We start from the raw sequence: 13,296 nt of genomic DNA, 5'->3' as shown, positions 1-13,296 counted from the left end.
CCGGCCTGGAGAGGGCGCGCGTACCCCGTGGACATGGGGGACGCGCGCCCGAGGCGGGTGGGTCAGTGGAGTGAGAGGTGGCCCTGCTGGGGCGACGGGCGGGCCAGCTTGCGCGGGCTGGTCAGGAAGCCCCAGCCCCACGAGACGTGCATGGTGGCGTACACGAGCGGCAGCCTGGCCTTGACCGCCATCGGGTAGCCGCTGCCCGTGAGCACCGAGCCGCCGACGATGGCCAGCAGATAGCCGCCCGGGACGATCAGCCCGAGCGGGAAGAACGGCGAGACGATCAGCCCGAGCGCCATCGCCAGCACGGCGGCCGGCGGCGCGAGGTAACGCAGGTTGATCGTGCCCTCGTGGGTGCGCGAGACGACGCGCCGCCAGCGGCCGTAGTGGAAGTACTGCTTGGCCAGCGCCTTGACGTTGGGCCGGGGCCGGTAGGTCACGCGCATGCGGGGCTGGAACCACACCAGGCCGCCGCTCTGGCGGATGCGGTGGTTCATCTCCCAGTCCTGGGCGCGCTGGAAGTGCTCGTCGTAGCCGCCGACCCGGTCGAGCGCGGAACGCCGGAAGACGCCCAGGTAGACGGTGTCGGCCGGGCCCGCCGTGCCGCCCACGTGGAAAGCGGCGGCGCCCACGCCGATCTTGGACGTCATGGCGCAGGCGACGGCCTGCTCGAAGGCGGTCACGCCCTCGGCCGCCATGACGCCGCCCACGTTGTCGGCGCCGGTCTCCTCCAGTGTCTCGACCGCCACCCGCAGGTAGTCGGAGGGAAGCATGGCGTGCCCGTCGACCCGGGCGACGATGCCGCTGCGCGACGCCGCGATGGCGGCGTTGAGCGCGTTGGGGGTGCGGCCCGTCGGGTTGGGCACGACGACGACCCTGGGGTCGGCCGCCGCGATGGCGTCGGCGACCTCCTGGGTGCGGTCTTGGGACGGTCCGACGGCGAGGACGACCTCGATCTCGCCGGGGTAGCTCTGGGCGAGGACCTGGTCGACGGCCTCGCGAAGATGCCGTTCCTCGTTGAGGACCGGCATGACGACGGAGATGGGCGGCCAGCTACGGGTCTCCGCTGGCGCGTGCGGCGAGTCGGGGAACTGCTTCATGGCGGGGCTCACGCTACTGTACGAGCAGGGGAGGAGGGCAATCGAAGGCCCGATCCTCGCGGCGGAACAAGAGGGGGACGGATGCGCGACCCGGGCGAGGAGGACGCTGGGGTACACGTGGGCGGCGACGCCTACGGCGGCGTCAGGCTCGCACCCGGTCCCGGTCGCAGGCGCGGGCCGGGCCGCGGCGCGAAGGCTCGCCGGCGCAACCTGATCATCTCGGGCCTGCTGTCCGCCGGTGTGCTGGTCGGCACCGGCGTGGTGTGGGCGACCCCCCGGCAGATCGGCACGGTGGACGCCGGGGTGACCGAGCCGGTGTCCCGCGGCGCGATGAACATCCTGCTCGTCGGCGTGGACAAGCGCGACGACCTCACCCGCAAGCAGCAGAACCAGCTCAAGCTGGGCCGTGAGGTCGGGCAGCGGACCGACACGATGATGGTCATCCACCTGTCCGAGGACCACAGCAAGATCACCGTGGTGAGCCTCCCCCGCGACACCTGGACGACCATCCCGGGCAAGGGCCAGCACAAGATCAACTCCGCGTACCAGTTCGGCGGGCCGAAGCTCGCCAAGGAGACCGTGGAGCAGGCGACCGGGCTGTCCATCAACCGCTACATCGAGGTCAACGTCCTCGGCTTCATCGACGTCGTGGACGCGCTGGGCGGGGTCACGGTCTGCACCCCGGTGCCCATCAACGACCCCAAGACGGGGCTCGCGCTCACCGCCGGCACCCACGAGCTGCACGGAGCCCAGGCGCTCGGCTACGCCCGCACCCGCGCCACGGCCCGGTCCGACCTCGACCGCATCGACCGGCAGCAGCAGGTGATCTCCGCGCTGCTGAACCGCGCCCTCAGCGCGGGCACGCTCACCAACCCGGCCAAGCTTGCCGATTTCGTCAACTCGACGCTGCGCACCATCAAGGTCGATCCCGACGACGGGCTGACCGGGCTCGCCACGCAGATGCGCGACGTGTCGCTGAACGACGTCGCGTTCGCCGACGTACCGCTGAAGAACGTCGACTTCAAGGCGCCGACCGGCGAGTCGGCGGTGCTGTGGGACGACGCGGCGGCGCGCGAGCTGTTCCGCCGGATCGCCGCCGACGAGGACCTCGTCAAGGCCGGCGCCTCGCCGTCCGCCTCCGCCGCCGCCAAGCCCACGGGCAAGCCCGCCGGCGAGGTGATCCCGCCGGAGCGCATCGCGGTCACGGTCAAGAACGGCACGCTGGTCACGGGGCTCGGCGCGCGGACGAAGGAGGCGCTGGTGGCGGCCGGCTTCCGGGTGCCGGACCAGCCGGGCAACACCACGGACAAGGACTACAAGAAGACGGTCATCCGCTACGCCCCCGACCGCGAGGACTCCGCCCGCACCGTCGCGGCCGCGATCCCCGGCGCGGAGCTGCGCGAGGCCGCCGACGTCAAGGGCGTCGAGGTCATCGTGGGCACCGACCAGCCGAAGATCCAGAAGCCGGCGCTGGAGACGCCGGGGGCTAAGCCCTCGTCAACCGCCACGCCGACTACGAAAACGGCAACTCAGAACATATGCAAGAAATAGGCATAAGTATTCTTACTTCGGGCACTGGACCGTCATGGTGGTCAAGTATTGGCGGGAGGACCCCTGTACGGTTGTGCGCGTCGTCGGTGACCTCGACGTGGCCGGAGCCCCGCGCCTGCGGGCCGAGCTCGACCACGTCCTCGCCAGGAGCGACTCCGCCAACGTGGTCATTGACCTGACAGAGGTCCCGTTCTGCGACTCGGTGGGGCTGGGAGTGCTGGTGGGCGCGTTCAACCACGTGCACCACTCACGCGGCCGGATGATTCTCGTGCTGGCGGACGGCATGATCAGCCATTTGTTCACGATCACGAACCTGGACCGTCACTTCGAGACGGCCTCGTCGATCGAGGAGGCGTGCTCGGCCCTGTCGGCCGCGGCGGCCTGACCGGCGGCCCTCCCCCGTGACTCCGGGAACGCCCCCGCGGCCGGAGGCACCCCTTGGGGGCCTCCCCCGGCACCCCTGGTGACATCCCCGGCGCCGTTCGGACGCCCTCGACGACCTCACCCTGGAAGGGCACCGGCCGTCCATCTCCAGCGGGATATGTCCCCTGTGTCGCACATGTCTCCCGTGCTGGATACTCGGAGGCCGGACGGCCGCCTCGCGCGTCACCGCTCCCCCGCTCTTGGAGACCACCGCGCGGGCGGGCGGACCCAGGAGCAGCGGACGGCCGTGCCGCCTGACCGACGTGACACGGGAGGCCGCTGTGAGGCTCGGAGTGATGTTCGACCGCGACCTGGCGCCGGAGCTGCTGGTGCCGTTCGCCCGCGAGCTGGACGGCCTGGGTGTGGCCGACCTGTGGGTCGTGGAGGACCTGGGATGGACGGGCGCCGTGTCCTCGGCCGCGACCGCGCTGGCCGTGACCGAGCGCATCCGGGTCGGCATCGGCATCACCCCGGCCCCGCTGCGCAACCCGGCGCTGCTGGCGATGGAGCTGGCCAACCTGGCCCGCCTGCACCCCGGCCGGCTCGCCGCCGGCATCGGGCACGGGGTCCAGGACTGGATGCGCCAGGTCGGCGCGGCCGTACCCTCGCCGATGACGCTGCTGGAGGAGACGATCACCTCCGTGCGGGCGCTGCTGCGCGGTGAGACCGTCACCCTGCGCGGCCGGACCGTTCACCTGGACGGGATCTCCCTCGTGCACCCGCCCGCCGAGCCGCCGCCCGTGCTGGCCGGCGTGGTGAAGCCGCGCTCGCTCGCGCTGTCGGGCCGCGTGGCGCAGGGCACGATCGTCCCCGAGGGCCTGGCGCCCGACCGCATTCCCGGCATCCTTCGGCAGATCGGCGCCTCGGACGGCCACGAGCTGGTGGCGTTCACGTTCCTGTGCGTCGGCGACGACATGCCCGAGGTGATGCGGCGGACGGTGGAGGGCCAGGCCGGGTTCCTGGGGGTGGCGCCCGAGGACGTCTTCATGGCGGCGGGGTCCCCGAAGGAGGCGGCCGCGCGGGTGCGGGAGCTGTGGGAGGCGGGGACCACGACGGTCGCGGTGCGGCCGATGGGCGACGATCCCCTGTCCCACGTGCGCGAGCTGCTCTCCGCTCTCTGAACTCCTCGCGGGATCTCGCGGCACCCCTCCGGGGATCTCGCGGCACTCTCCGGGCATGTCGCGGCGGAAATGGGGCCGAACGGTGGATCCGCACTCGGCCGGACGGCCGATGGCGCAGCGACGCCGCCGGACGACGATCGCCTCATGAGACGGATTCTGGGGGCGATGGCGGCGGCGTCGGCGGTGGCCGTGCTGGCGACGGTCACGAGCGGCTGCGGGGTCGAGCTGGACGCGAAGGAGGTGCACGACAGCCACGCGTTCACGCACGCCGGCGGGCAGCTCACCGTCAGGAGCTCGACGGGCGGTCTGCGGATCCTGCCGGGCGAGCCGGGCGCGGTGCGGGTGGAGCGCTGGGTGCGCGGCAAGGCGGCGGGCGAGGGCAACGCGTCCTGGTCGCTCAAGGACGGGGTGCTGCGGCTCGGCGCCGACTGCACGATGGTGTTCGGCGACTGCGGCGCCCGCTACCACGTCCGGGTGCCGCCCGGCGTGCGGCTCGTCGTGGAGGGTTCGGAGGAGGGCGTGATCCTCCAGGACCTCGCCCAGGACGCGGACGTGTCGTCGCACGGCCCGATCAAGGCGTACGGGGCGTCGGGGCGGCTGCGGCTGAACGGGGACCACGGGCTGGTCGAGGGCGAGCGGCTGAAGTCGGCGAGCGTGCGGGTGCGGACCCGCGCGGGCGCCGTGCGGCTGGCGTTCGCCATGCCGCCGTCGCAGGTGGACGTGGTGTCGGACCACGGGTACGTCAGGACGACGGTGCCCAAGGGGGCGTACCGGGTGACCGCGCAGAGCCGGTACGGCGACGAGCGTTCCGAGGTCGAGGACGTGCGGAGCGAGCGGACGATCGTGGCGAAGAGCACGTCGGGGAACATCGACGTCCTCGCCCGGTGACACCGGCCTCCTCCTGACGCCGGCCGCCCGGTGACACGCCTTACGCGGCCGCCTGGCGCTCCGGCCGGGCGCGCGGGCCCGGCACGCGGGCCTGGCACGCGGGTGGGGCACGCGGGCCGGGCGGCCGGGAGACCGGCCCGTCGGGCGCTCACCCGACGGGCCGGTCCGCCCGGAACGTGGAGGACGGGCGGCTACCGGCCGGCCTCGAAGACGGCGGCGTAGTGGCCGCCCTCGCCGTCCACCTGCACCGGGCGCAGCCCCTTGGCCTTGAGCTGGTCGAAGCGCTGCTGGTAGCCCGAGCCGCTCATCCCGACGTAGTGGGCCCACGACTTGAGGCCGTCCTTGCGCCACACGGCCGTGTAAGTGCCGTCAGGCGCGACCGCGATTTCGGTCGGCCGATACCCCCGCTTCGTCCGGGACTTGAACTCGGCCTCGTGCTGGGAGAGCGTCTTGCCGGTGGTGCATTCCCAGTCACCGCGCGTGTCCTGCGTCCAGACGGCCACATACCGGATGTCACCGGCCGTGCCGTACGCGTCGACCGACGTGAGCGCGTACCCGCGGCCCTTGGCCGAGGAGTTGGCCGCGGCGAGCTGGCCGCCGGTCAGCCCGTGCTTGGCGAAGAACTTCGCGCCGGTCCTCGCGAACGCGGCCACGAAGCGCGCGCCGTCACCGGCCCCGGTGGCCGACACCGAAACCGGCTGCATCCCGCTCTTCGACGCCTGGTCGAAGCGCTGCTGATAGCCCTTCGCCGACATGCCCTGATACAGCGCCCAGGGCCGGACGCCGTCCTTGACCCACACGGCCGCGTACCGGCCGCCACCCGACACGTCCACGGCCACGGGCCGGTAACCCTGGGCGCGCAGCGTCTCGAAGCGCTCCTTCTGCTCGGCCGCGCTCACACCGTGGTAGGCCATGAAGGCCGTTCCCTGGGCGTTCGCGGCGGGCGCCATCACGGCCAGGGGGACGGCTGCCCCGACGGCCATGGAGGTGGCTACTGCGATCTTCCTGACGGTCCTCATGACTCTCCCATGCAGAAACTTTTACTGTTTTGGGGGATACGGACGACCATAACAGGCTTCACTGAACGCCCACCGAGCCCACCGGAAGGATCACTGGTGGAGCGCGTTCGACAGGCGCCCGCGAGGCGGGGCGCGGAGCTGCCGCTAGATCCAGCCGGACTCGGTGGCGATCCGAATGGCGTCGACCCGGTTGCGGGCCCCGAGCTTGGTCACCGCCGAGGTGAGGTAGTTGCGCACTGTGCCGTAGGTCAGGAAGAGGTGCTCGGCGATCTCGGCGGGCTGCGCGCCCGTCGCCGACATGCGCAGCACCTCGGTCTCGCGCTGGCTCAGCGGGCTCTCGGGCGCCTCGAGCGCGACCAGCGCCAGCGCGGGGTCCACCGCCCGTCCCCCCGCCGCGACCGTCCTGATGGCCGCGGCGAGCTCGGCGGGCCGGATGTCCTTCGGGACGAAGCCCGCGACCTGGGCGCCCAGCGCCCTGCGCAGGACACCCGGCTTGGTCAGTGCCGTCAGGATCAGCACGGCGCATTCGGGCAGCGCCCTTCGCAGCTCGGCCGCCGCCGCCACGCCGTCCCGCCCCGGCAGATCGATGTCGATCACGGCCACGTCGGGCCGGCACTCCAGCGCCGCGGGCACGATCTCCAGACCGGAGGCGACCCCCGCCACGACCTCGATGTCGTCGTTCAGCGACAGCAGCTCGACCAGCGCTTCGCGCAGGATGTGCATGTCCTCCGCGACGAGCACGCGAATCACGGCCCCTCACCCTCCCGGCCCTCGAACCGACAGCCTGCGAGCAACGACCTGATCTCAGCCAAGGGAGAGCCGGCTGCCTGCGACGGGGCCGAAGCCTTCCCGGGCACCACCGGGTCCGGCCGGTGCCGCGAACTCGGCGAGCACCTCGAACCTGTCACCGGCTCGGTGTCCTGCCGTCACCTGCCCGCCGGTCCGCTCGGCGATGCTGTCGAGCCCGCTGCCGCGCCGTTCCGGCGGCTCCGCTTCCTCCCGTACGGCGGCGCCGTCGTTGACCAGCCGTAACCGTACGCCGCCCGCCGTGCCCGACACGGTGATCTCGCAGGTGCGGGCCTGACTGTGGCGCAGGACGTTGGTGACGGCTTCTCGCAGCACGGTGGCCAGCGCGGTGTCGACCGCCGCGGGCAGCGGTCCTGTCTCGACGCGCACCGCCGCCGTGATCCCGGCGCTCGCCAGCACCTCGCGGGCGGCGTCGATCTCCCTGCTCAACCGCAGCTGCACCCGGTCGCCGGTGATGGAGTCGAGCTCCGTCACGGCCCGTTCGACCAGTGACCCGAGGGCGGCGATCTCGGCCTCGGCCCTCGCGGGGTCGCTGCCGAGCAGGCGTTCGGCGACCTCGCCCTTGAGGGCGACCGCCGACAGGCTGTAGCCCAGGATGTCGTGCAGGTCGCCGGCGATCCGCAGGCGTTCGCGGCGCACCGCCGCCTCGGCGAGCTCGTGCCGGGTCCGCTCCAGCACGGTGAGCAGTCCGCTCAGCCGCCCGAGGCAGTACACCAGCCACATGATCATGATGTGGCCGCCGAAGTTGGCCAGTGCGGCGGGGAGGTCGTCGATGAACAGGTAGTTGCGGTCGATGCGGTGCAGGAACCAGGCCAGGTGCCCGCCCAGGACGACCCCGACGATCGCCCACGAGCGCGGCGGCCGTACGTTGAGCAGCAGTTTGCCGGTGAAGATGCTCAGCAGGCGGTCCCAGGCGTCGGGGACGACGGGCAGGGGCAGCAGGATCAGCAGGCTCTGCGCGACCAGCACCGCCCGCGACTGCGGGAGCACCTGGAGGATCACGATGACGACGAGCAGGGCGGCGGCGAAGGCGAAGCCCGGCCAGTCGCCGGGGCGGACGTAGGCCAGGGTCCTCAGGACGAGCAGGCATTGGATGACCAGGACCGCGAGCAGCACGCGTCGCGCCAGCCGCGGCGACTCGATCGGCGCCGAGAACGGCTCGGGGGCGTCGGCGCGGTAGGCGCCGGCCGTGGCACGCACCTCCGCCATGGTGCGCCGCGCGAGCTCGATCCCTTCCCGGAGGGTGTGCCGCGCCTCGCCGGGCTCCTGCCGGGCTGCCGTCCGCATCCGGAACGCGATCGCCTGGAGTTTCCCGCCGAGCAGGTGCCGCAGCTCTCCGTCCAGCCGCAGCCGTTCCCTCGACAGGGCCGTACGGGCCAGTTCCTCGCGGGTCTGGTGAAGTCTCGTGACGGCCATGACGAGCCTGGACAGGCCGAAGACGATGAGACCGTCGTCCGCCGTGACGATCATGTACCCGAGGGCGGCCTGGATCTCCTCCCCGGGAACGGCGTCGTAGCCGAGGAGGAAGACCGACGCGCCGGCCGCGGCCACGCTGAGGACGAACAGCGGCCAGGCGATCCGGATGGGGAGCGCGCACAGCGCGGCGGCGGCCACGGTCCACGGCATCCAGTCCCAGGACTCCCCGACGAACGGGAACGGCAGGAAGTAGAGCAGCACCACGGCGGCGACGAGCCCGTATCGGACGGACGGGCGCCAGCACCACAGCGACAGCGCGACGAGCGGCGGGTACGACGCCATCGGCAGGAGCACCCCGAGCAGATCGGCGCCGTCGTCCAACGCGCTGAACGCACGGATGTAGACGAGGATGCCGAACGAGGCCCACAACATGGCCCTGGCCAACCGGAGCGGAAGATCGTCCGCCGATCGCTCCACTCGCCGGGACCCTCCCGTGAAGCGTGCAAAATGCACTTCTTGCCGATGACGGGGACACTATCAGGCACGCTTCCCGCGATGTCACGATCTCGTACGCCGGCGGCCGGACCGCCGCGCGCGTGCCCGGCCCAGCCACGGCACAAGATCGTTCATGTCGGAAGCCCCTGCGAAGGAGAGCACGGGCGGCGCGGCCACACCACCTCGCCCACCGGCCTTCCGCAGCCCATGGAGACAACCATGCTGAACAGACTGTCCCTGTCCGTCATCTCGGCCGTGGCCGTACTCGCCCTGACCGGCACGCCGGCCGCCGCCACGGCGCCGGTCACCGGTACGGCGCAGATCACCGCCACCGCGCCGGTCACCGCGGCGGCCGTCCGGACCCAGGGCGCGCCCAGCGACCCGCTTGCGCCCGGGCCCTACCACCGCCGGCTCGACCCGCTGGCCGGCACCTGGAAAGCCACCAAGTACAACTACATTCTCGGCCGCGACGGCAGACCGGTCGTCTCCCGCGACATCACGGTCAGGACGCGATGGATCGCCAAGACGGGCGGCCGGTTCCTGGAAGAGCAGACCGAAGGAGTCCTCGGCGGTCATCCCTACTACCGGCTGGGCATCCTCGGCTTCTCCACCATCGACCGGCGCTACGAGTGGACGACGTTCGACAGCGTCACCCCCACCGCGATGACCTACCGCGGTCCTGCCCTCAGCAAGGGCAGCAACCGGCTGTCACTGCCGGGAGAGTTCACCGATCCCGGGGTGCTCGGCCCCGAGTACGCCGGAAAGACGATACCGATGCGCACAGTGATCACCATCAGGTCCGACGACCGGCACACCTTCGAGCTGTACTTCACCCCGCCAGGCCAGTCCGAACGGCTGGTCGACCGCGTCGTCTACACCCGCAGGGCCAGGTAGGCGCGGGCAGGAGCTCCGTCCGGCCTCGCCACCGATCGACAGGACCTTTGTCGTCCGCCGCCCGGGGCGTAGGCGTCCGCCGCCTTGGGGCGTCAGCCTGTGGCGCGGTGGTCAGCCGGCCGGAGCCACTGGACCGCGCCGGCGACGGCCCAGGACGGCCGCGGCGGTGAACGCCAGGGCCGCGCAGCCGAGCTGTGCCAGAGCCGTGGGCGTGGAGACGAAGGGCAGGTCCCCCAGGTCGCCGAGGGCCGCCGCGGGCAGGAACAGGATCAGCGCGGCCCGCCGCCCGACGGCCGAACGGCAGGCGTGCCCGGCCGCCAGCGCCACCACGACCAGCCACGGCACGGGCTTCCACGCCACGATGTCCTGGTGGGCGAGCACGTCCACCCACCGCACGACGGCCTTGCTCGCCGTCAGCCCGGCCACCGCCGGCGGCCCCCACGCGAGGAACGCGCGCCGCGGGACGAGCCTGACCGCCCGGTGCGCGGCCGGGAGGAACGCGATCACCAGCGCCGCCACCTGCGCCAGCAGGACGACCCCGTGGTCGGGGAACAAAAGCGCGTCCAGATGCAGCAGGTACGGGTGCCGGGCCGAGTACAGGGCGAACGCGACCACGCCCAGCACGGCGATCCACCGGCGGCCGAGCAGCACGGCCAGCGCCGGCAGGGCCGCGACCACGACCGCCTCGGCCACGAAGAGAACCACGGTCGATCGCCGCAGCGCGGCGAGGCCCACGTTGTGCAAGGACTCGGCCGACAGCAACAGCTGGGTCGCCAGCGTGCTGATCAGGATCAGGAACGGCCACAGCGCCAGGGCGACGGCCGGCCCGTCCCGCCACGCGGACGCGGAGACCGGCCCGAAGGCCCGCCGGCCGTGCACGCGCAGCGCCCCCCACAGCAGGTCGGCGACGTCCGCCGGGTGCGGGCGGGTCTGGCCGGGGCGGGCGCCCGCCAGCAGCACGCCGATCATCTCCTCCTCGTGCAGCGCCCGGTGGTCGCGCGGGTAGCAGGCCAGGAGACGCCGGTAACGGGCTTCGAGCCGGCTCACGCCACGCCTCCCGAACCGGCGGCGCGCAGGCGCGCGGTGGCCGCCCGCGCGTGCCTGCGCATCCGCTCGGCCTCGGTCGCCAGCCTGGTCGCGCCGTCGCCGGTCAGCCGGTAGTAGCGCCGCACCCTGCCGTCCACGATCTCCTCCCGGTCCTGCGTGATGAGCCCTTCCGCCTGGAGGCGGTCGAGCGCCGCGTACAGGGTGCCGGCCCGCAGGCGGACCTGTCCGTCGGAGATGCGCTCCACGTCGGTGATGACGCCGTACCCGTGCTGTGGACCGGCGGCGAGCGCGGTCAGGATCAGGAAGGTCGGCTCCTGCATCTGCCTCATGTGATCAATATATACAGATCATCTATGCATGCGCCTTGTCGGAGAGGAGACGTCCAACGTCTGTACGACATCCAACGTTGGACGTAGGATGTCCGCTCATAATCTCCTCCCGTCAGGAAGGGCGAGGACATGCACGATGGCCACCCCCCGGAGAGCCGCCGTACCTGGCGCTCCCGCAGCCGCCGTGCGGGCGCCGTGACGGCGCTCGCCGCCTTACTCGTCAGCACCTTCACCGCGACGGCGTCCGCGGCAGCCGAAGACGCGCGGCGAGCCGGCGCCTTCCAGGCCGGCACGACCGCCGGCGCCGTGCCGTTCATGGACGAGCAGGTGCTCTACAAACAGGGCGACTTCGGATACGCCTGCTTCCGGATCCCCGCGGTGGTGCGCGCCACCGACGGCACACTCCTGGCGTTCGCCGAGGGACGGGTGAAGGACTGCGGCGACGACGAGGACATCGACCTCGTGCTGCGCCGCTCCGCCGACGGCGGGCGAACCTGGGGCCCCCTCCAGGTGGTCTCGGAGGGCAACGGCACGACCCATGGCAACCCGGTGCCGATCGTCGACGAGCGCACCGGCCGCGTCGTGCTGGTGAGCACCCACAACGGCGCGGAGCCGTGCCCGAACGGCTGCGACCGCGACCCCTGGGTGCAGTTCAGCGACGACCACGGGGCGACCTGGTCGCCCGCCAGGGAGATGACCGAGGGCAAGCGTCCGGAGTGGAACTTCTGGTACGCCACCGGCCCCATGCACGGCATCCAGCTCAAGCGCGGCCCGCACGCCGGCCGGCTGGTCGTCGGGGCGAACTTCGAGAGCTGGGACCGGGTCGGCAAGCACGTCTACGGCACGCACCTGCTCTACAGCGACGACAGCGGCGCGACCTGGAACATCGGCGCCGAGACGTCCCGCGACGACGGCACGGTCATCGCCCAGGAGGTCACCGTCGTCGAGCTCACCGACGGGCGCGTCTACGCCTCGGCCCGTGAGCGCGGCACCGACGAGGGCAGCCGGGCGTACGCGACCAGCAGCGACGGCGGCCAGACGTGGGACGCCCCGTTCCGCACCATGCCGGCACTGGCGACGACCGACGTCCAGGCGTCGCTGCTGCGCTTCAGCGAGGAGCGCCTCCTCTTCTCCTCGCCGATGCACCCGAACGCCCGGGAGGCGATGGGGATCCGGTCGTCCCACGACGAGGGGCGCAGCTTCGACACCTGGAACGAAGGCAAGGTCTTCCACTGGGGGCCGTCGGCGTACTCGGACATGGTGCGCCTGGACGGTGACGAGGCGGCCCTGATGTACGAGGCCGGCGCCGTCACGCCGTACGAGCAGATCCGGTTCGCGCGCTTCAACGAGGCGTACCTGGAGACGCCGAACGGCACCCCGCCCGGCATCCCCGGACCCCCGGCGCCCGGCCCGACGACCCCGGACGATTCGCCGTACCACAACGAGGCGTACGTCCGCGGTGGCGCGCAGACCACCGACGGGCGGTTCGGCGACGGGCTGGCCCTGGACCGGGTGGACGACCGGGTGGAGGTGCCGTTCGACGACTCCATCGACCTCGGCGCGAAGGACTTCACGCTGACCTCCTGGATCCGGTACTCGGACAAGACCGGGGCGCACGCGATCCTCTGGCTCTACCGGGTGAACCGGGGCACCAACCCGCCGGCGCTGTGGCTGCGGGCCGAACCGGCCAGCAACCGCATCCGGGCGGTCCTGTCCGTCGACCGGTTCAACGTGACCGTGCAGTCGCCGAGCGCGTACAACGACGGACAGTGGCACTTCGTGGCGCTCCAGCGGGTACGCGGCGAGCTCCGGCTCCTGGTGGACGGCGTGCAGGTCTCGTCGGCGGCGACGCCGGCCGGTTCGCTGACCCTCGGCAAGGAGTTCGGGGTCGGCGGCATCCACATCGGGCAGCGGATGGACGGCGTGGACCGCTTCCACGGGACGCTGGACGAGGTACGCGTCTACCGGCGCGCCCTCACCGGCACCGAGCTGGACCTGATCCGCCAGCGGAACCTCCCGATCGGCGGCCGGCTGGGGCTGCGGCTGCCGTTCGACCAGGTCGGCTGACGAACCACTTCCACGACGGCGCTCGCCGGACACCGGCGAGCGCCGTCGCCGCGTCGTGACGGTGCCCGGCCGCCGGTGACCGCCCACCGAGCGGCCCAGGACATCCCACGTCCTGCCGGCCGGCCCAACCGCCGAC

Annotated in this window: 12 protein-coding genes; 6 read left to right on the top strand and 6 right to left on the bottom strand. The window is 72.3% G+C overall.

The genetic code is table 11. The annotated features are described in order from the left end of the window. Positions 1–62 precede the first annotated feature (62 nt). A complete protein-coding gene (locus tag HT134_RS12945; RefSeq protein ID WP_175600602.1) occupies positions 63–1,103 on the bottom strand; it encodes a glycosyltransferase family 2 protein in 1,041 nt (346 codons plus the stop codon). An 81-nt stretch (positions 1,104–1,184) separates the two neighbouring features. Here HT134_RS12945 and HT134_RS12940 point away from each other — a divergent pair, with 81 nt between their 5' ends. From HT134_RS12940 to HT134_RS12925, 4 genes are all read left to right on the top strand, one after another. After that, positions 1,185–2,654: an LCP family protein gene (locus HT134_RS12940; protein ID WP_175600601.1), complete on the top strand. Its 1,470-nt coding sequence runs from the start codon at positions 1,185–1,187 to the stop codon at positions 2,652–2,654. A 34-nt stretch (positions 2,655–2,688) separates the two neighbouring features. Further along, on the top strand, positions 2,689–3,039 hold the full coding sequence (locus HT134_RS12935) for an STAS domain-containing protein (protein ID WP_175600600.1): 351 nt from the start codon (positions 2,689–2,691) through the stop codon (positions 3,037–3,039). Positions 3,040–3,358: 319 nt separating this feature from the next. Beyond that, on the top strand, positions 3,359–4,198 hold the full coding sequence (locus HT134_RS12930; RefSeq protein WP_312888101.1) for an LLM class flavin-dependent oxidoreductase: 840 nt from the start codon (positions 3,359–3,361) through the stop codon (positions 4,196–4,198). A 144-nt stretch (positions 4,199–4,342) separates the two neighbouring features. Next, a complete protein-coding gene (locus HT134_RS12925) occupies positions 4,343–5,086 on the top strand; it encodes a DUF4097 family beta strand repeat-containing protein (protein ID WP_175600599.1) in 744 nt (247 codons plus the stop codon). Positions 5,087–5,277: 191 nt separating this feature from the next. Here HT134_RS12925 and HT134_RS12920 read toward each other — a convergent pair whose 3' ends face one another. From HT134_RS12920 to HT134_RS12910, 3 genes are all read right to left on the bottom strand, one after another. Beyond that, positions 5,278–6,105, bottom strand: a complete 828-nt coding sequence (locus HT134_RS12920) for a hypothetical protein (protein ID WP_175600598.1) — start codon at positions 6,103–6,105, stop codon at positions 5,278–5,280. 144 nt (positions 6,106–6,249) lie between these two features. Continuing rightward, on the bottom strand, positions 6,250–6,855 hold the full coding sequence (locus HT134_RS12915; protein ID WP_175600597.1) for a response regulator transcription factor: 606 nt from the start codon (positions 6,853–6,855) through the stop codon (positions 6,250–6,252). A 54-nt stretch (positions 6,856–6,909) separates the two neighbouring features. After that, positions 6,910–8,760 carry a sensor histidine kinase gene (locus HT134_RS12910; protein ID WP_175600596.1) on the bottom strand — a complete coding sequence of 617 codons (1,851 nt, stop codon included), beginning with the start codon at positions 8,758–8,760 and terminating at the stop codon, positions 6,910–6,912. Between the two features lie 282 nt (positions 8,761–9,042). Here HT134_RS12910 and HT134_RS12905 point away from each other — a divergent pair, with 282 nt between their 5' ends. Continuing rightward, positions 9,043–9,717 carry a DUF1579 family protein gene (locus HT134_RS12905; protein ID WP_175600595.1) on the top strand — a complete coding sequence of 225 codons (675 nt, stop codon included), beginning with the start codon at positions 9,043–9,045 and terminating at the stop codon, positions 9,715–9,717. A gap of 111 nt (positions 9,718–9,828) precedes the next feature. On the opposite strand, the gene HT134_RS12900 is transcribed toward HT134_RS12905, so the two are convergent. Both HT134_RS12900 and HT134_RS12895 read right to left on the bottom strand, forming a co-directional pair. Beyond that, the gene (locus HT134_RS12900) at positions 9,829–10,764 is read right to left on the bottom strand and encodes a hypothetical protein (RefSeq protein WP_175600594.1); all 936 of its coding nucleotides are present in this window, start codon (positions 10,762–10,764) and stop codon (positions 9,829–9,831) included. Continuing rightward, a complete protein-coding gene (locus HT134_RS12895; RefSeq protein ID WP_246364375.1) occupies positions 10,761–11,093 on the bottom strand; it encodes a PadR family transcriptional regulator in 333 nt (110 codons plus the stop codon). Before HT134_RS12895 ends, HT134_RS12900 begins: the two co-directional genes overlap by 4 nt. 129 nt (positions 11,094–11,222) lie before the next feature. On the opposite strand from HT134_RS12895, the gene HT134_RS12890 reads away from it, so the two are divergent. Continuing rightward, a complete protein-coding gene (locus tag HT134_RS12890) occupies positions 11,223–13,160 on the top strand; it encodes a sialidase family protein (RefSeq protein ID WP_217707795.1) in 1,938 nt (645 codons plus the stop codon). Positions 13,161–13,296: the final 136 nt, after the last annotated feature.

Origin of the sequence: Nonomuraea rhodomycinica (assembly GCF_013363995.1) — a bacterium.
Lineage (GTDB): Bacteria > Actinomycetota > Actinomycetes > Streptosporangiales > Streptosporangiaceae > Nonomuraea > Nonomuraea rhodomycinica.
This window is presented reverse-complemented; position numbering and strand designations above follow the sequence as displayed.

Excerpts from the sequence above, each read along its gene's own strand:
- HT134_RS12945 (WP_175600602.1), bottom strand. The coding sequence starts at position 1,103 with ATGAAGCAGTTCCCCGACTCGCCGCACGCGCCAGCGGAGACCCGTAGC.
- HT134_RS12940 (WP_175600601.1), top strand. The coding sequence starts at position 1,185 with ATGCGCGACCCGGGCGAGGAGGACGCTGGGGTACACGTGGGCGGCGAC.
- HT134_RS12935 (WP_175600600.1), top strand. The coding sequence starts at position 2,689 with ATGGTGGTCAAGTATTGGCGGGAGGACCCCTGTACGGTTGTGCGCGTC.
- HT134_RS12925 (WP_175600599.1), top strand. The coding sequence starts at position 4,343 with ATGAGACGGATTCTGGGGGCGATGGCGGCGGCGTCGGCGGTGGCCGTG.
- HT134_RS12920 (WP_175600598.1), bottom strand. The coding sequence starts at position 6,105 with ATGAGGACCGTCAGGAAGATCGCAGTAGCCACCTCCATGGCCGTCGGG.
- HT134_RS12910 (WP_175600596.1), bottom strand. The coding sequence starts at position 8,760 with ATGTTGTGGGCCTCGTTCGGCATCCTCGTCTACATCCGTGCGTTCAGC.
- HT134_RS12905 (WP_175600595.1), top strand. The coding sequence starts at position 9,043 with ATGCTGAACAGACTGTCCCTGTCCGTCATCTCGGCCGTGGCCGTACTC.
- HT134_RS12895 (WP_246364375.1), bottom strand. The coding sequence starts at position 11,093 with ATGAGGCAGATGCAGGAGCCGACCTTCCTGATCCTGACCGCGCTCGCC.
- HT134_RS12890 (WP_217707795.1), top strand. The coding sequence starts at position 11,223 with ATGCACGATGGCCACCCCCCGGAGAGCCGCCGTACCTGGCGCTCCCGC.